An 18,782-nucleotide genomic window follows, 5' to 3' on the forward strand; every position below is an offset into this window, starting at 1 on the left:
CAGTTATTTTATTACATTTAGCACCGTGAAAAATAATTAAACAAACAACAAAATTAAATGGAATTAATAGTAAATTATTTACCTCTTTTTGGAATTTTAGCACTTGTATTTGTAGTGGTTAAAAATGCTTGGGTTACTAAACAAGAAGAAGGAAATGAACAAATGGCTAGAATAGCAAAAAACATTGCAGATGGAGCCATGTCTTTTTTAAAAGCGGAATATAAAGTACTTTCCGTATTCGTAATAGCTGTAGCAATTTTATTATATTTTAAAGGTGAATCTGAAGTTGGTTCAAGCGGAATGGTTGCTTTATCTTTTGTAGTTGGTGCAATTTGTTCAGCATTGGCTGGGTTTATTGGAATGAAAGTAGCTACAAAAGCGAATGTTAGAACTACTCAAGCAGCAAGAACATCTTTAGGTAAAGCGTTAGAAGTAGCTTTTGCAGGTGGTTCAGTTATGGGATTAGGTGTAGTAGGTTTAGGTGTTTTAGGATTAAGTTCTTTATTTATATTATATAGCGGTCAAGGTTGGGATATAACAGAAGTGCTTAATGTACTTTCAGGTTTCTCACTAGGAGCATCTTCTATTGCTTTATTTGCTCGTGTTGGTGGAGGTATTTATACTAAAGCCGCAGATGTTGGAGCTGACCTTGTTGGAAAAGTTGAAGCTGGAATCCCTGAGGATCATCCTTTAAATCCTGCAACTATTGCAGATAATGTGGGTGATAATGTAGGAGATGTTGCAGGTATGGGCGCCGATTTATTTGAATCGTATGTAGGGTCTATAATTGGTACCATGGTTTTAGGTGGTGCTTTTGTTGCATTACCAGTTTTTAAAGAAAGTGGTTTTGACGGATTAGGACCAGTTTATTTACCATTAGCATTAGCTGCTGTTGGTATAATAATGTCTATTATAGGAACATTTTTTGTAAGAGTTAAAGATGGAGGTAACCCTCAAACAGCTTTAAATATAGGAGAGTTTGGTTCTGCAGGATTAATGGTGGTTGCTTCTTATTTTATCATTGATCAAATGCTTCCAGCATCATGGACTTTTAACGGATTTGAATATACTTCATTAGGTGTTTTTTGGGCAACTATAGCTGGTTTAGTCGCTGGTTTAGGAGTTGGTAAAATCACGGAATATTATACAGGTACTGGAACAAAACCAGTTAGTTCAATTGTTAAACAATCAAATACAGGAGCTGCTACAAATATTATTGCAGGTTTAGGAGTTGGAATGATGTCAACAGCAGTGCCAATTTTATTGATTGCAGCAGCAATTTTAGTTTCACATCATTTTGCAGGCTTATATGGTATTGCTATTGCAGCAGTTGGTATGTTAGCAAATACAGGAATTCAATTAGCAGTAGATGCTTACGGACCTATTTCTGATAATGCTGGAGGAATTGCTGAAATGGCAGAATTACCAAAAGAAGTTCGTGAACGTACAGATAAATTAGATGCTGTTGGTAATACAACTGCAGCTATTGGAAAAGGATTTGCTATTGCTTCAGCCGCTTTAACTGCTTTAGCATTATTTGCAGCATTTATGCAAACAGCTCATGTTACTTCTATTGATGTTTCTAAACCAAACATTATGGCTGGTTTATTAGTAGGTGGTATGTTACCATTTGTGTTTTCAGCTTTAGCAATGAATGCAGTTGGAAAAGCAGCAATGTCAATGATTGAAGAAGTTCGACGTCAGTTTAGAGATATTCCTGCATTAAAAGCCGCTTTAGAGGTTATGAAAAAATATGACTCAGATATGTCAAAAGCTTCTGTTGAAGAAAGAAAAATATTTGATGATGCCCAAGGAGTTGCGGAATTTGAAAAATGTGTTGCAATTTCAACGGAAGCATCTATTAAGCAAATGGTATTACCTGGTTTATTAGCTATAGCAGTACCGGTACTTGTTGGATTTGGAGAAAAATGGTTTGGCATTGGTGGACCACAAATGTTAGGTGGTTTATTAGCAGGAGTTACTACTTCAGGAGTATTAATGGCTATTTTTCAATCTAATGCTGGTGGAGCTTGGGATAATGCAAAAAAAATGATTGAAGAACAAGGATTGAAAGGGACAGATGCTCATAAAGCTGCAGTGGTTGGTGATACCGTTGGAGATCCTTTTAAAGACACTTCAGGTCCTTCTTTAAATATTTTGCTAAAATTAATGTCTGTTGTAGCATTAGTAATTGCACCAAGTATTGCACTTTCTTCGGATGCAGTATCTGAACATGTTGCAATAAAACCAGCAACAGAAATAGTAAATCAAGAAGTTCAAAAACAAGTCCAAGTTGAAATGACTACCAATGAAGATGGTACTGTTAAAGCAACAGTTACTACTACTTCAACAATTAATGGTGAAACAACTAAGGAAGAAAAAGTTTTTGAAGGAACAAAAGAAGATGTTCAAAAAGATTTAGATAATTTGAAAAAAGATAATATTCAAGTTAATGTTGAAGAACATAAAGAATAATTATTTAATAGTTATAGATAATAAAAAAAGCTCACCATTGGTGAGCTTTTTTTATGAATTTTTATAAAAAGAAGATTAAAACAATCCGTTAATTTGAGCGTCAATTTTATCAATAATAGAACCTAAATCTTCAGGGTTGTCTACAAAATCTAAATTGTCAACATCAATAATTAGTAATTTACCTTTTTTGTATTTTGTAATCCAAGCTTCATAACGTTCATTTAATCTGCTTAAATAATCAATGCTAATAGAATTTTCATAATCACGTCCTCTTTTATGAATTTGCCCAACTAAAGTTGGTATAGAAGCACGTAAATAAATTAATAAATCAGGAGGTGTAACTAAACGTTCCATTAATTCAAATAGCGATTCGTAATTGTTAAAATCTCTATTTGGCATTAAGCCCATTGCGTGTAGGTTTGGCGCAAAAATTCTGGCATCTTCATAAATGGTTCTATCTTGAATAATATTTTTACCACTTTCACGAATTTCTAATATTTGACGAAATCTACTATTTAAAAAGTAAACTTGTAAATTAAACGACCAGCGTTCCATAGCGCCATAAAAGTCGTCTAAATATGGATTTTCATCAACGGATTCATAATGTGGATCCCATTTGTAATGCTTGGATAAAAGCTTGGTTAAAGTAGTTTTACCTGCTCCTATGTTTCCTGCAATAGCTACATGCATAATATGTGTTTGGTATAAAATTTAAAAGGCTAAAGTTAATTAAATTTTTTATGTTTTGGTAGTCGAAATTATAACTGTTAATAAATAAGTTTATATCCAAACCCACGTACATTAATAATTTGAATAGAAGGATCTTCTTTTAGCTTTTTTCTTAATTTAGTTATAAAAACATCCATGCTTCGTGCATTAAAAAAATCATCATTACCCCATAATTTTTTAAGAATAAACGAGCGTTCTAAAACTTGATTCTTATTTTTGATTAAATAATATAACAAGTTAGCTTCTCTATGGGTTAAATTTTGGATGGATTGCTTTTTATGTTGTAATGTTTGTTTTTTTAAGTTGAAAATAAAATTTCCTAAGGTAATAGTTTCATCATTATTGTTTTCAGAAGATGTTCGGTTTAGCAAAGCTTTAATTCGCACGATTAACTCTTCCATGCTAAATGGTTTTTTTAAATAATCATTACCACCAAGGTTAAACCCTTCTACCACATCACTAGTTTGCGATTTTGCGGTTAAAAATATTATGGGAATAGTTGTGTTTTCAGCTCTTATTTCTTTTGCTAAAGTGAAGCCATCTTTTTTTGGCATCATTACATCTAATACTAATAAAATAGGTTTTTCCTTTTTATAAACCTCGTAAGCTATTTCTCCATTTTCGCATAACAAAACTTCAAAATTTCTAGTTTCTAAACTTTCTTTAATTATTTGGCCTAAAGAAGGTTCGTCTTCAGCTAATAATATTTTTAAAGTTTCATTCATTTGGTAATGTTATTTTAAAAGTGGTTTCTATATTTTTAGTGTATACTATTTCAATAGTTCCACCATGTTTTTCGATTATTTTTTTGGTATAAAACAAGCCAATACCAAAACCTTTTACCGTATGTTTATTACCAGTTGGAATTCTGTAAAACTGTTCAAAAACTTTATTTTTTTGATTTTTAGGAATTCCGTTTCCGTTATCAGAAATAGTTAAAAACAAAGCATTATTTTCGGTTGTTAGTTTTGCATTAATAATATTTCCACCATATTTAATAGCATTATCAAAAATATTTCCAATAGCATTTTCAAAATGAAAACTATCTAAATTTACTATTTTATTAGGAATTGTAGAATTAAAATTAATGGTTTTCTCTTTGGATATAAATTGATATTTTGTTACAATTTCATCTATTAAATCGGTAATATTTACAGGCTTTTTAGTAATATTTAAATCTTCTTGATTTAAGGTTGCTGTTTCCAATATTTTTTCAATCATTACATCTAACTTTTGTATTTGGCTATTAGCAATGTTGATGTATTTTTCTGATTTTTCTTTATCATCTAAAGCATTAAAATTTTTCATAGCTTCTAATGCAGTTGAAATGGTTGCAATAGGTGTTTTAAATTCGTGAGTAATATTGCTAATTAAATCGTTTTTAATTTCAGATAATTGTTTTTGCTTATAAATGGTTTTCAATAAATATAATAAACTAGCAATAATGCATAAGGATAAGAATAATGATAGCAATATACTTATTAGCGATTCTTTTAATAAGATGGAAGACTCGTTTGTAAAAAACAATTCAAGGTCGCTTCTATGTGGTAAAAATGTAGATTTTGAAACTGCTTTTAAATATTTCTTGGGAAAATTATCTAAATTATAAGTGGTAACGGTTGGATTTTTACCATTACTTTCTCTATGAAAGGTTGAAAGTTTTAGTCCATAAGTTAAATTATCAATATTATTTCTATTGAGTTCTTCATTTACATAGGAGTTTAATTTTTTTAAATCTAAACTATCTCTGGAAATAGAAATAAATACTTTTGAAATTAAGCTATCAATACTTTTTGGAAATGATTTATTTGCTGTAAAAAAAGGATAATTTCCGTTTCTTCTATTTTTTATTAGTAGCGGTTTTTTAGTATCTGCTTTAGCTATTTTTTCTAAAGTACTATCAATTTTTTTACGTAAACCAAATCGCGAACCAGGTTTTAAATAAATAGTATCTATCTTTTTTTTGGTGGTAGATGAATCTGTAGATGTAAATGTAATAATACCTGTTTTGGTTAAATTTACATAATAGGCTTCTACAGAATTGTCTAAACTAAGTTGCACTTTACTAATTAAATGTTGCTTGTTTAGTTGAAATTCTTTAAAAATCCAATAAAGTTGAACGCCAATAATTACAACTATGGTAATACCAATTAAATAGACAACCGATTTGTAATTTCGTTTATTCATACTTCAAAGTTAAGTACATATATTTTATAATCCGAATAGGTTAACAATAGTTAACACTAGTTAACTGAAAAACATTTAAGTAGCTTTTATATTTGTTTAAAATTAATTTAAAATGATAAAAATGAATAAGGTGTTTTTAAAAATCTGGATTTTGGTTTTAATAAGTAGTAGTATTTCTGCTCAAGATTTTCAAGGAAAAGCTGTTTATCAATCAAAAACTTCGTTAGCATTAAATTTTGAAGGTTCATCTATTCCTGCAGATAGGATTAAAAGAATTAAAGAAATGATGAAAAATCAATTAGAAAAAACATTCATTTTAACCTTTTCTAAAAATACATCTATTTATAAAGAAGAAGAAAAACTAGATCAACCAACATCGGCAAGAGGTATGCGATTTAGAATGTCTATGTTAGGAGCTAATGATACCGAATTTAAAAATATTACAGAAAAAAGAATTGTAAAAGAAACTGAATTTAGTGGAAAAAAATTTCTAATTAAAGATTCGTTGGAAACGTATAATTGGAAAATGGAACAAGAAACTAAAATGATTGGCGAAAATTTATGTTTTAAAGCTACTACGGTTATTAAACAACCAAAACGAAATTCTAATTTTAGATTTGGAAGAAGAAATTCTAATGAAGATAAACCAGAAGAAAATAAGCCTCTGGTAATGGAAGATGTTATTGTAACAGCTTGGTACACACCAAATATTCCTGTTAGTAACGGGCCAAATAATTATTGGGGATTGCCAGGTTTAATTTTAGAAGTAAATGCAGGAAACACGCAAATTTTATGTACAAAAATTGTGATGAATCCAAAAGAAAAAATAATGCTTAAAGAACCTAATAAAGGAAAAGTAGTTACGCAAAAAGAGTACGATAATATTGTAAAAGAGAAGCTCAAAGAAATGCGTGACCGTTTTAGAAATGAACGTCAAAAAAGTGGAGGAGAACGACATTTTAGAATTGGCGGATAATATGTTTTATCATCATCTATTATAACCACATTAAATTTTCAAAGTGTTTACCAATTAAATATTCATATATAATTTATAATGAAAAAGACATTTTACATCATTTTTTTAATCGTTTTTTCTACTTCAGTTTTCTCACAAAACATTCAATTATCAGGAACGGTAAAAGATACAAAAGGAAACCCGTTAGAAATGGCAAATGTTATAGCCTTTAAAAAAGGGACACAATTTTTGCAATCGTATTCTATAACCGATACTAAAGGAAATTATAAATTGACTTTAGTAAACGATGAATCCTATACGTTAAAAGTAAGTTATTTGGGGTATGCAACTAAAAATGTTGCTGTTGAAATAGGAAATTCTACAGAAGACATTACTAAAAATATTACGTTAACTGAAGCTAGTGATAAACTAAATGAAGTGGAAATTACCTATGAAATGCCAGTAAAAGTTATTGGAGATACAATCGTTTATAATTCCGATTCATTTACTTCTGGAAAAGAGAAAAAATTAGAAGATGTTTTAAAAAAATTACCAGGAGTTGATATTGATGATAATGGTGAAGTTGAAGTAGAAGGTAAAAAAGTTCAAAAAGTTTTAGTAGAAGGAAAAGAGTTTTTTGATGGCGATTCTAAATTAGCAACTCAAAATATTCCAGCAAATGCGGTAGATAAAATACAAGTATTAAAAAATTACAATGAAGTTTCAGGAATGAAATCCGTTACAAATAATGAAGATAATATTGCCATAAATATAAAACTAAAACAAGGTAAAAAACGATTTTGGTTTGGTGAAGTTAACGCTGGTATTGGTGACAATGAAAAATATATAGTAAAACCTAAATTATTTTATTACAGTCCCGAAAAAAGTGTAAATGTACTTACCGATTTTAATAATATTGGTAAATCACCATTTACTATGCGTGATTATTTTAGGTTTACAGGTGGTTTGCGAAGTGCAATGCGTGGAAGCGGAACAAGTTTTAATGTGTCTTCTTCTGGATTAGGTTTTATGACAGCTCAAAATAATAAGGCACAAGAAATTACCTCTAACTTTGGAGCTTTAAATTTTAGTTTAGCGCCTAAAAAAACTATCGATTTTAATGGTTTTGCTATTTTGAATAGTTCAGAAACTGATATGTTGACTAATACCAACACTATATATAACAAAACAAATATTGTAGATGATAATACCACTTCTACTACACAAAAAAATCAATTAGGAATGTTAAAATTTAGTACCAACTATAATCCTAATAAGAATGTGCATATAGATTATGATGTGTTTGGAAAACTATCCAAACAAACTGAAAAAAATGATGTTACTTCTACACAACGAAGTGCCGATACTTATAAAGAAGAAAAGCCAACTACTTTAAATCAAAATTTTAATTGGTATTATACCATGAATGATAAAAATATCTTTTCTGCAGAAATGCAACATATGTATGAAAAAGATAAGCCACTTTATAATTCTTTGGCAGATACGCAACCATTTGTTATTATTCCAACTTCGTCGGCAGAATCTATTTTTAATTTACTTCAAAATAAAAAAACTACTACAAGTAAATTAGATGCAAAATTAGATTACTATTATTTGCTTACTCCAAAAAGTAATATCAATATAACTTTTGGAACAACTTTAAGTGCTCAAAAATTAGAATCAAACATTTTCCAAAAGTTAGACGATGGTAGTGTTTTAAATTTTTCAGATATTAATTTGAATAATGATGTAAATTATAATTTTACCGATATGTTTTTAGGTTTACACTATAAAATGGTATCAGGAATTTTTACATTTAATCCTGGAGTAGGATTACATTATTATCAAACTAAAGATAATCAATTAGAAAGTGTTTATAAAAATAAAGTAACCAAATTATTACCGGATGTTTATGCACGTTTGCAGTTTAATTCTTCGCAAAGTTTACGATTTAATTATTCCATTTCTACACAGTTTTCCGATATAAATACTATCGCAGAAGGTTATGTTTTATCTAATTACAAATCGTTAACTAAAGGAAATAGAACAATTGAAAATCAGTTATATCACAAGTATTCTTTAAGCTATTTTAGTTTTAGCATGTTTTCGTTTACCAATATAAACGCATCGGTTAATTATACTAAAAAACTAAACGGAGTAAAAAATAATACGGAGCTTTTAGATGTAAATTTTATAACCTATCCTATAAATTCAAATTTAGCAGATGAAACATTTTCAGCTAATTTTAGATATGGAAAAACGTATAGCAGATTAAAAACCAACTTTAGAGCAAATGTATCAAGTAATTTTTATAATAATATTGTAAATAATATTGCTGTAAAATCTAAAAGTGTAACGCAAAGTTATCAGGCAAGTGTTGCAAGTAAATTTAAAAATGCACCTAATTTTGAAGTTGGATTTCAAAAGTCGTATAATAACTATGCTAACACAAGCAGTATAACGGATCGACCTTATGCAAATATGGAAATAGGCTTTTTGAAAAACTTTATTTTAACTGCTGATTATAGTTATTATAATTATAAAAACAATACAAACTCTATAAAAAACACATATTCCTTTTTAAACGCAAACTTGTATTATCAGCAAAAAGACAGCAAATGGGAATTTAAAATTTCGGCAGATAATTTAACTAATAATAAATCGTTAAATACAGATAGTTATAACGAAATATCCGATAGTAATAGCACTTCCTTTTATTTTATACAACCACGAGTTCATATGTTTTCCGTAAAGTATAATTTATAGGACGTGTTACATTTTATAACCAAAAAACACAAATTATAATTAAATAGATTTATGAAGAAAGTAAAATCAACCAATTTCTATATGCGTATTATACATCGTTATTTAGGATTCTTTTTAGCAGGAATTATGCTTGTTTATGCATTAAGTGGGATACTACTTATTTATCGTAGTACAGATTTTTTGAAGGTTGAAACCCAAATGGTAAAAAAACTAAAACCTAATGTTGAAGCAAAAGAACTTGGCGAAATGTTAAGGGTAAAAGATTTTAAAGTAATTAAAACCGAAGATAATTTGGTTTATTTTAAAAATGGAACCTATAATAAAAAAACAGGTGTAGCAAATTTAACTGTAATGCAACTTCCAAAGGCGTTAGAAAAAATTACACAATTGCATAAAGCTTCTACTAATAAGCCATTGTATTGGTTAAATGTTTTTTTCGGAGTTTCACTTTTATTTTTTGCAATATCTTCATTTTGGATGTTTTTGCCTAAAACTAAAATATTTAAAAAAGGAATGTATTTTACGCTTGGAGGAATAATTTTAACTTTACTATTAATTTTTATATAAGCTAATTATATTTTGGAATAACATTTGTAATACCTTAGTAAATATAAAATCTTAATAATATAATTATGAAAAAAGGAATCCTCATTATTTTAGTAAACCTAATAGCAATCAGCGCATTTTCACAAACCAAAAATTTTATTGATCAGCCTTATTTAGAAACTCGATCTAAAGTAGATACACTAGTTTCTCCAGATAGAATTTATATGCAAATTTCTATTGCAGAAAAAGATTCTAAAGGTAAAATTTCAGTAGAAGAGCAAGAACATAAAATGGCTAATAAGCTTGTTGAATTAGGAATAAATTTAAAAAAACAATTATTTTTAGATGATGCTGCAAGTAATTTTAAAAAGTATTTTTTAAGAAAACAAAACGTTTTAAAAAGCAAAACATATCAATTAATACTGTATGATGCGGTTTCTGTAGGAAAGGTGTTAACAGGTTTAGAATCTATTGGAATATCTAACGTTGAAATAGTTAAAACAGAATATTCTAAAATAGAAACACTTAAATTAAATTTATTGAGTAAAGCAATATCTAAAGCAAAAAAACAAGCAGAAGCTTTAGTAAAACCGTTAAACCAAAAAGTATTAAACGCTATTTATATTTCTAACAATACCAACTATATTAATTATAGTTTACAAGGAAGAACAGCGGGTTTAAAAATGTCCTTAGTCCCAGATAAAGAACAATTAGCTCCTGTTAATATAGATTTTCAAAAGATAAAAGTGAGTTCTGAAGTTTTTGTAAAATTTAAGATAGATTAAAAAAATTAAAAGCCTCAAAAATTATTTTTGAGGCTTTTAACAATATATTTTAAAAGTTGTTGCGTTTTACTTAAGGTTAAACGCTTTTTTTATGTCGTCAACATAATCTAATTTTTCCCAAGTAAACAGTTCAACTTCTTTAGTTATTTCTGTTCCATCTACATTTTTAAAATGTTTAGTAACAATTTTATTTTCTCTTCCCATATGGCCGTATGAAGCAGTTTCAGAATAAATTGGTTCACGTAATTTTAAACGATTTACAATAGCTGCTGGACGCATATCAAACAAGGTTTCAATTATTTTTGCAATTTCACCATCGGTTAAATTAACTTTTGATGTTCCATAAGTATTTACAAAAATCCCCATTGGTTTAGCTACTCCAATTGCATAAGAAACCTGAATTAAAACTTCATCTGCAACACCTGCAGCAACCAAATTTTTAGCAATATGTCTGGTTGCATAAGCAGCACTTCTGTCTACTTTACTAGGATCTTTTCCTGAAAATGCACCTCCACCATGAGCTCCTTTACCACCATAAGTATCTACAATAATTTTTCTACCAGTTAAACCTGTATCACCGTGTGGACCACCAATAACAAATTTTCCAGTTGGGTTTACGTGATAATTAATTTTATCGGTAAATAAAGTTTTTAACTTTGCTGGTAATTTTTCAATTACTCTTGGCATTAAAATAGTAATAACATCATATTTAATTTTGGCAAGCATTTTATGATCATCACTATCAAAATCGTCATGTTGGGTTGAAACTACAATATCCGTAATTTTAACAGGTACATTATCATCAGAATACTCAATAGTAACTTGACTTTTAGAATCTGGCCGTAAATAAGTTATTTCTTTATTTGCTCTTCGTAATGCTGCTAGTTCTAATAAAATTCTATGACTAAGTTCTAAGGCTAAAGGCATATAATTATCTGTTTCATTAGTAGCGTAACCAAACATCATCCCTTGATCTCCAGCACCTTGATCTTCATTTATGCGCTCAACACCTTGATTAATATCATTAGATTGTTCATGGATTGAAGAGAAAATACCACACGAATTTCCATCAAACATATATTCGCTTTTGGTATAACCAATTTTGTTAATTACATCTCTAGCTATTTTTTGAACATCTAAATAGGTTTTAGATTTTACTTCTCCAGCTAAAATTACTTGTCCAGTAGTTACTAGGGTTTCACAAGCAACTTTTGAGTTTTTGTCAAATGCTAAAAAATTATCAACTAATGCATCTGAAATTTGATCAGAAACTTTATCTGGGTGCCCTTCAGATACAGATTCTGAGGTAAATAAATATGACATGTCTTTTAAATTTTAATTCTATTTAAATGAATGGTTGTGATTGCAACAGCGCTTGGAAAGTAGTTTAAAAACTGCTTTAGCATTTTTTTATGAGGTTGCAATCAGTACAAATCATTCCTCTTAATTATTTCGAGGGCAAATTTACAAAAACTATAAATCATAAAAAACAAAATGTGATTTTAATTTTAAAATGAGTTGTTTTATAAAAATTTAATGTGTTAATTTGCGGACTAGTTCATACACTTATTGACTATTGTTATCAAGAAAGGCAGAGGGAATAGACCCTGCGAAGCCTTAGCAACCCTTTACTTAGTAAAGAAGGTGCTACATTCTACCATTTTGGATAGATAACTTAACGTAATTACTTCCCGTAATTTTCTGCATTTTTTTCGTAACAATATTATTTAAGTATATCAAACTAAAAGTTTTGATTTTATAATTTATAAATAATATTTAATGAATACTTTAAAATACATAAACATATTTAATTTTATTTCTGAAAAAGAAGACGTTTATAATAATATTACACTTTCATATCAATTATTTGGAAAACAATTGCATACAGCTCCAGTTGTTCTAATTAATCATGCATTAACAGGCAATAGTAATGTTGCCGGTAATGATGGTTGGTGGCAAGAATTAGTTGGTAAAAGCAAGGTTATTGATACAGATAAGTATACAGTTTTAGCTTTTAATATTCCAGGAAATGGTTATGATGGATTTGTTATAGAAAATTACAAAGATTTTGTAGCGAGAGATATAGCAAAGTTATTTCTAATTGGACTTGAAAATTTGAATATTAAAGAATTATATGCAATTGTGGGAGGTTCATTAGGTGGTGGGATTGCTTGGGAAATGGCAGTAATAAATCCAATTGTAACAAAATATTTAATACCTATAGCAACAGATTGGAAATCTACAGATTGGTTAATTGCAAATTGTCAAATTCAAGAACAGTTTTTATCTAATTCAAGCAATCCGGTTCATGATGCTCGTATGCATGCAATGCTTTGTTACAGAACACCAGAATCATTTAATGCTCGTTTTCAACGTTCAAAAAACGAAACATTAGAAATTTTTAACGTAGAAAGTTGGTTGTTGCATCATGGTAAAAAACTGCAAGAACGATTTCAGTTATCTGCTTATAAATTAATGAATCAGTTATTAAAAACTATTGATGTAACTAAAAATAATGATCCATATGTGTTAGATTCTATAAAAGCAACTATTCAAATTGTTGGTGTAGATTCTGATTTATTTTTTACCGCTGAAGAAAACAGAGAAACCTATAAACAATTAGCATTAACAAATCCAAATGTTTCATATAGTGAAATTAATTCTGTGCATGGGCACGATGCCTTTTTAATGGAATATGAACAACTTGAAAAAATTATTGAGCCAATTTTTAGAAAAGATGCTAAAAGGAATTCCATAAAAGTGTTGAAATTTGGTGGAAAATCATTAGCAAATGGAAGAGGATTAGAAAGTAGTTTAGCTATAATTACTGGCAAAATAAAAAATGGTGAAAAAATTACTGTTGTGGTTTCAGCAAGAGGAAAAACTACAGATCAATTGGAAACTATTTTAGATAAAGCAAAAGCTAACCAACCTTATTTAGAAGAGTTTGAAGAACTGAAAAACTATCAACTTCAGGTTGATAAAACAATTGATTTTTCAAGTGAATTTAAATTATTGGATGAAATTTTTAGAGGTGTTAATTTATTGGGTGATTACAGCGAAAAAGTAAAAGATCAAGTGTTAGCGCAAGGGGAAATTTTTGCCGCCAAATTGATAACACATTTGTTAAATAAAGAAGGTATAAAGGCAAATTTTGTAGATTCAAGAGCATTACTAAAAACGGATAATCAATATGGAATTGCACAACCAATTGAAAGTATTTCTGAAAAAAATGTAGTAGAATATTATCAAAAGAACAACGGTAATACTACACATATTATTACTGGTTTTATTGCTTCAAATTTAAATGGAGATACCACTACACTGGGAAGAAATGGAAGTAATTACACCGCCGCTTTAATGGCTAATTTTTTAAACGCTTCCGAATTTCAAAACTATACACACGTAAACGGAATTTTTACTGCAAATCCTGATTTAGTTGAAAATTCTAAAAAAATAGAAAAACTTTCATATCAAGAAGCGAATGAAATGGCCAATTTTGGCACTAACATTTTACATGCAAAAACTATCATTCCACTTATTGAAAAAAAAATTCCATTGCGAATTTTAAACACATTTGAACCTGAAAATGAAGGAACTCTAATTGGTTTGGAAACAAAACAAGGAGGAATAAAATCATTAACTGTTCAGGAAAATGTGGCGTTGGTAAATTTAATTGGTAGAGGTTTGCTCGGAAAAGTTGGTGTTGATGGAAGAATATTTGGCGCTTTAGGACGCGAAAATATTAGCGTGAGTATTATTTCGCAAGGTTCTTCTGAACGAGGAATTGGATTTATTGTAGATGCAAAAAATGGACTTAAAGCAAAAAACGTTCTTGAAGAAGAATTTAAAACTGAGTTTTACAGTAAAGATGTAAGTCAGATTTATGTTACTGAAAATGTATCTGTTATTTCAATAATTGGGCAAAGTTTACAAGCATTTAATCAACCTTATAGTGCTTTAATCAAAAACCACATAACACCTATTTTAATTAATAATACGGTTACTGGTCAAAATGTGTGTTTAGTTGTAAAAAAAACCGAATTAAAAAAAGCTGTCAATGTTATTCACGGTGAAATATTTGGAGTTTCAAAAAATATTAATATAGCTATTTTTGGTAAAGGTTTGGTTGGTAGTACTTTAATAGATCAAATTCTTTTAAGTAAGCAGCATATTTTAAAACGAAAAAATATAAACCTAAATATTTTCGCTGTTGCAAATTCCAAAAAAGTGCTGTTGAATAAATCAGGAATTCTGGAGAATTGGAAAGAAAAATTAGCAAAAAGTACTATTGAAAGTTGTACTGATAGTGTGTTTGCTTATGCTGATCAAAATCATTTGGAAAATCTAATTGCCATAGATAACACGTCAAGCGTAGAATTTGTGAAGAATTATACAAAACTAATTGAAAATGGTTTTGATTTAATTTCTTCAAACAAAATAGCCAATACTTTAGGTTATAATGAGTATAAAGATTTCAGAAATAAATTGCTTCAAAATAAAAAATCGTATTTGTATGAAACCAATGTTGGTGCTGGTTTACCCTTAATTGACACTATTAAATTGTTGCACGATTCTGGTGAAAATATTACAAGAATTCGTGGTGTTTTTTCAGGTTCGTTAAGTTATATTTTTAACACTTTTTCAACTGAAAATAAATTATTTAGTGAAGTTTTAAAGGAAGCTATATCTAAAGGTTATACAGAACCAGATTCAAGAGAAGATTTATCGGGAAATGATGTAGGTAGAAAGTTGTTAATTCTAGCGCGTGAATTGGATTTGCAGAACGAATTTGAAGATGTATTTATCGAAAATTTGATTCCAACTGAATTGCAAAATGAAACTCCAAATGAATTCTTAAATAAGTTGGATAAATTAGATATACATTTTCAACAAGTTAAAGAAAAACAACAACCAAATCAAGTACTGAGATATATTGGAGATTTATCAGGTGATTTGCAAAAAGACAAAGGAGTTTTAGAAGTCAAATTAGTTTCTGTACCTGCAAATAGCGCTTTAGGTCAAATACAAGGTGCTGATGCTATTTTTGAAATTTTCACTGAATCTTACGGAAAAAAACCATTAGTAATTCAAGGAGCAGGAGCAGGAGCTTCTGTAACTGCTCGAGGAGTTTTTGGAGATATATTAAGATTAGCAAATAAGAATTAAAACATTAAAATTTATAAATATGAAAACAAATAATTTTGAAACTAACGCTATCAGAACGCAATTAGAGCGTTCTAAATTTCAAGAGCATTCTACACCAATATATCTTACTTCAAGTTTCGTGTTTGAAGATAGTGAAGAAATGAGAGCTTCTTTTACTGAAGAAAAACATCGAAATATTTATTCGCGTTTTAGTAATCCAAATACTTCTGAATTTGTAGAAAAAGTAGTTCAGATGGAAGGCGCTGAAAATGGTTATGCTTTTGCTACAGGTATGGCAGCTGTTTTTTCAACGTTTGCAGCTTTATTAAGTAGTGGAGATCATATAGTTTCTGCACGTTCTGTTTTTGGTTCAACACATACATTATTTACAAAATACTTTCCAAAATGGAATATTACAACTTCTTATTTTGATATTAATAAACCGGAGGAAATTGAAAGATGTATTCAACCAAATACTAAAATATTGTATGCGGAATCGCCAACAAATCCAGGGGTAGATATTATTGATTTACAATTGTTAGGGAATATTGCAAAAAAACATAATTTATTATTAGTTATTGATAATTGTTTTGCAACGCCATATATACAACAACCTATAAAATTTGGAGCTGATTTGGTAATTCATTCTGCTACAAAATTAATGGATGGTCAGGGGCGTGTTTTAGGAGGCGTTGTAGTTGGAAAAGCGGAATTAATACGTGAAATTTATTTGTTTTCAAGAAATACAGGCCCTGCGTTATCGCCTTTTAATGCATGGGTTTTATCCAAAAGTTTAGAAACATTAGCTGTTCGAGTTGAAAAGCACTGTGAAAATGCTTTAAAATTGGCTGAATTTTTAGAAAATCATGCAGAAGTTTCAAAAGTAAAATACCCATTTTTAAAATCTCATCCAAAATTTGAAATTGCAAAAAAGCAAATGAAATTAGGAGGAAATATTATTGCAATAGAAGTAAAAGGAGGTTTAGAGGCTGGTAAAAAGTTTTTGAATGCTATTAAAATATGTTCCTTATCTGCTAATTTAGGAGATACAAGAACTATTGTTACACATCCTGCATCTACCACACACAGTAAGTTATCTGAAAAGGAGCAATTAGCAGCTGGAATTACTCCAGGATTGGTTCGAATTTCAGTTGGTTTGGAACATGTTTCAGATGTTATAAAAGATGTTAATCAGGCATTAACTAAATAATTTTTTAATAAAACTTTAAAATTTAATTTTAAAAATGATTTTTCTTTAAAATATAAAGCCTATCAATTAAGTAGGGTTTTAAAAAATGTTGTAAGTTTGTATCCTAAAATGGATATAAATAGCAATACATGATAATTGATAGTTTTATTTCTTCAACTAAAAAAGAATCAACTAAAAAAAATGATCCAAAAAAGAATTCTGAAAAACCAATTCGTAGCTTGGTTAAAGCCTTTAGTTGGAGATTAGTTGGTACTATAGATACTATGATAATTTCTTGGTTTATAACAGGGAAATTAACTATGGCACTATCTATTGGTTCTATAGAAGTTATCACTAAAATGATATTGTATTATGGCCATGAACGAATTTGGAATTTAATTAAATGGCGAAAACAATGAGCAACTTAAACCTTGAAGATGTAAATAAATCTTTAAAAAACAGTACTCCCGAACAAATTATAGAATGGGCGTTAAGTATTTCTAAAACACCCGTAGTTACCACTAATTTTAGACCTTATGAAGTAGCAATTTTACATGCTTGTACTAAGGTTGATGAAAATTTAAAAATTATTTGGTGCGATACAGGTTATAACACGCCAAACACATACCATCATGCATTTGAACTTATTCAAAAACTGAATTTAAACATTCAGTTATATGTTCCAAAGCAAACTGTTGCCTATCGTGATGTAAAAATGGGAATCCCTGAAGTAGACACTGAAAATCATAAAATATTTACAGAACAGGTTAAGTTAGAGCCATTTAGAAGAGCTATGAACGAACATCAACCAGATGTTTGGTTTACTAATTTACGTAAAGGACAAACTTCATTTAGAAATAGTATTGATATTGTATCTAGAAGTAAAGATGGAATTTTAAAAGTAAGTCCTTTTTATTATTGGACAGATGAAGAACTAGATGCCTATTTAAGAACCTATAGTTTACCAAACGAGTTTAAATATTTTGACCCAACCAAAGTTTTAGAAAACCGAGAATGCGGTTTACACTCTTAAAAATTAGCATATGACAAGCAATTTACAAATAAATGCTTTAGAAAATGAAGCAATATATATAATGAGAGAGGTAGCAGCACAATTTGAAAAACCTGTGCTATTATTTTCTGGAGGTAAAGATTCCATTACTTTAGTTAGATTAGCTCAAAAAGCATTTTATCCAGCTAAAATACCATTTCCTTTAATGCATATTGATACTGGTCATAATTTTCCTGAAACTATTGAATTTAGAGATAGATTAGTAGAAGAATTAGGAGTTGAGTTAATTGTTCGCCATGTTCAAGATACCATAGATCAAGGAAAAGTACAAGAAGAAACAGGTAGATATTCTAGTAGAAATACCTTACAAACCACTACATTATTAGATGCAATTGAAGAATTCAAATTTGATGCTTGTATTGGTGGGGCTCGTAGAGATGAAGAAAAAGCACGAGCTAAAGAACGCATTTTTTCCGTAAGAGATGATTTTGGACAATGGGATGAAAAAAATCAACGTCCAGAATTATTTGATATGTTAAACGGACAAATTCATTTAGGTCAAAATGTACGTGTTTTTCCTATTTCAAATTGGACGGAGTTAGATGTTTGGACTTATATTGAAAAGGAAGATCTTGAAATACCATCTATTTATTTTGCGCATAAACGTAAAATATTTGTTCGAGATGGATTGATATGGTCTAGTTCTGAATTTGTTTATAAAGATGAAGAAGAAGAAGTTGAAGAACGTATGGTTCGGTTTAGAACTGTTGGAGATATGAGCTGTACTGCAGCCGTAGATTCTTACGCAACAACCATAAGTGAAGTAGTTGCAGAAATTAGAGATTCAAGCATTTCAGAACGAGGAGCTAGAATTGATGACAAACGTTCAGAAGCTGCCATGGAAAAAAGAAAACAACAAGGATATTTTTAGATAATTAAAAAAATAATAATGACCTTCTGAAAATATAACACTGAACTTTTCAAAATGTA

General features: G+C 29.2%; 14 protein-coding genes and 1 riboswitch. Of the genes, 10 read left to right on the forward strand and 4 right to left on the reverse strand.

What is annotated here, in order from left to right; translation table 11 throughout:
* Positions 1-57 precede the first annotated feature (57 nt).
* Positions 58-2,475, forward strand: a complete 2,418-nt coding sequence (locus tag R3342_RS04190) for a sodium-translocating pyrophosphatase (RefSeq protein ID WP_318938422.1) — start codon at positions 58-60, stop codon at positions 2,473-2,475.
* A 75-nt stretch (positions 2,476-2,550) separates the two neighbouring features.
* Here the strand turns inward: R3342_RS04190 and R3342_RS04195 are convergent, their stop codons facing one another.
* The 3 genes from R3342_RS04195 to R3342_RS04205 all read right to left on the reverse strand — a co-directional run bounded on the left by R3342_RS04195 (position 2,551) and on the right by R3342_RS04205 (position 5,391).
* The gene (locus R3342_RS04195) at positions 2,551-3,165 is read right to left on the reverse strand and encodes a deoxynucleoside kinase (RefSeq protein ID WP_318938423.1); all 615 of its coding nucleotides are present in this window, start codon (positions 3,163-3,165) and stop codon (positions 2,551-2,553) included.
* A 77-nt stretch (positions 3,166-3,242) separates the two neighbouring features.
* Complete coding sequence (locus tag R3342_RS04200) at positions 3,243-3,929, reverse strand: response regulator transcription factor (protein WP_318938424.1); 687 nt, start codon at positions 3,927-3,929, stop codon at positions 3,243-3,245.
* Positions 3,922-5,391, reverse strand: a complete 1,470-nt coding sequence (locus tag R3342_RS04205) for a HAMP domain-containing sensor histidine kinase (RefSeq protein ID WP_318938425.1) — start codon at positions 5,389-5,391, stop codon at positions 3,922-3,924. The genes R3342_RS04200 and R3342_RS04205 overlap by 8 nt, the downstream gene beginning before the upstream one ends.
* Before the next feature lie 121 nt (positions 5,392-5,512).
* On the opposite strand from R3342_RS04205, the gene R3342_RS04210 reads away from it, so the two are divergent.
* The 4 genes from R3342_RS04210 (at position 5,513) to R3342_RS04225 (ending at position 10,443) form a co-directional block, all read left to right on the forward strand.
* Complete coding sequence (locus tag R3342_RS04210) at positions 5,513-6,367, forward strand: GLPGLI family protein (protein WP_318938426.1); 855 nt, start codon at positions 5,513-5,515, stop codon at positions 6,365-6,367.
* 78 nt (positions 6,368-6,445) lie between these two features.
* A complete protein-coding gene (locus tag R3342_RS04215) occupies positions 6,446-9,112 on the forward strand; it encodes a TonB-dependent receptor (protein ID WP_318938427.1) in 2,667 nt (888 codons plus the stop codon).
* Positions 9,113-9,163: 51 nt separating this feature from the next.
* A complete protein-coding gene (locus R3342_RS04220; protein WP_318938428.1) occupies positions 9,164-9,679 on the forward strand; it encodes a PepSY domain-containing protein in 516 nt (171 codons plus the stop codon).
* Between the two features lie 65 nt (positions 9,680-9,744).
* A complete protein-coding gene (locus R3342_RS04225; protein WP_318938429.1) occupies positions 9,745-10,443 on the forward strand; it encodes an SIMPL domain-containing protein in 699 nt (232 codons plus the stop codon).
* 66 nt (positions 10,444-10,509) lie between these two features.
* On the opposite strand, the gene metK is transcribed toward R3342_RS04225, so the two are convergent.
* Positions 10,510-11,766, reverse strand: coding sequence for a methionine adenosyltransferase (gene metK, locus R3342_RS04230; RefSeq protein WP_318938430.1), 1,257 nt, complete (start codon positions 11,764-11,766; stop codon positions 10,510-10,512).
* 253 nt (positions 11,767-12,019) lie between these two features.
* A riboswitch (SAM riboswitch) is annotated at positions 12,020-12,120 on the forward strand.
* A gap of 102 nt (positions 12,121-12,222) precedes the next feature.
* Here metK and thrA point away from each other — a divergent pair.
* From thrA to cysD, 5 genes are all read left to right on the forward strand, one after another.
* The gene (gene thrA, locus R3342_RS04235; RefSeq protein ID WP_318938431.1) at positions 12,223-15,612 is read left to right on the forward strand and encodes a bifunctional aspartate kinase/homoserine dehydrogenase I; all 3,390 of its coding nucleotides are present in this window, start codon (positions 12,223-12,225) and stop codon (positions 15,610-15,612) included.
* A gap of 19 nt (positions 15,613-15,631) precedes the next feature.
* A complete protein-coding gene (locus R3342_RS04240) occupies positions 15,632-16,801 on the forward strand; it encodes a trans-sulfuration enzyme family protein (RefSeq protein ID WP_318938432.1) in 1,170 nt (389 codons plus the stop codon).
* 128 nt (positions 16,802-16,929) lie between these two features.
* On the forward strand, positions 16,930-17,199 hold the full coding sequence (locus R3342_RS04245) for a DUF2061 domain-containing protein (RefSeq protein ID WP_318938433.1): 270 nt from the start codon (positions 16,930-16,932) through the stop codon (positions 17,197-17,199).
* Positions 17,196-17,813, forward strand: a complete 618-nt coding sequence (locus R3342_RS04250; protein ID WP_318938434.1) for a phosphoadenosine phosphosulfate reductase family protein — start codon at positions 17,196-17,198, stop codon at positions 17,811-17,813. The genes R3342_RS04245 and R3342_RS04250 overlap by 4 nt, the downstream gene beginning before the upstream one ends.
* Positions 17,814-17,823: 10 nt before the next feature.
* Positions 17,824-18,723 (forward strand): sulfate adenylyltransferase subunit CysD, encoded by a 900-nt coding sequence (cysD, locus tag R3342_RS04255; RefSeq protein ID WP_318938435.1) that lies wholly within the window; start codon positions 17,824-17,826, stop codon positions 18,721-18,723.
* The last annotated feature ends 59 nt before the right edge of the window (positions 18,724-18,782 follow it).

Source organism: Lutibacter sp., from assembly GCF_033723435.1.
In the GTDB taxonomy this organism is placed as follows: Bacteria; Bacteroidota; Bacteroidia; order Flavobacteriales; family Flavobacteriaceae; genus Lutibacter.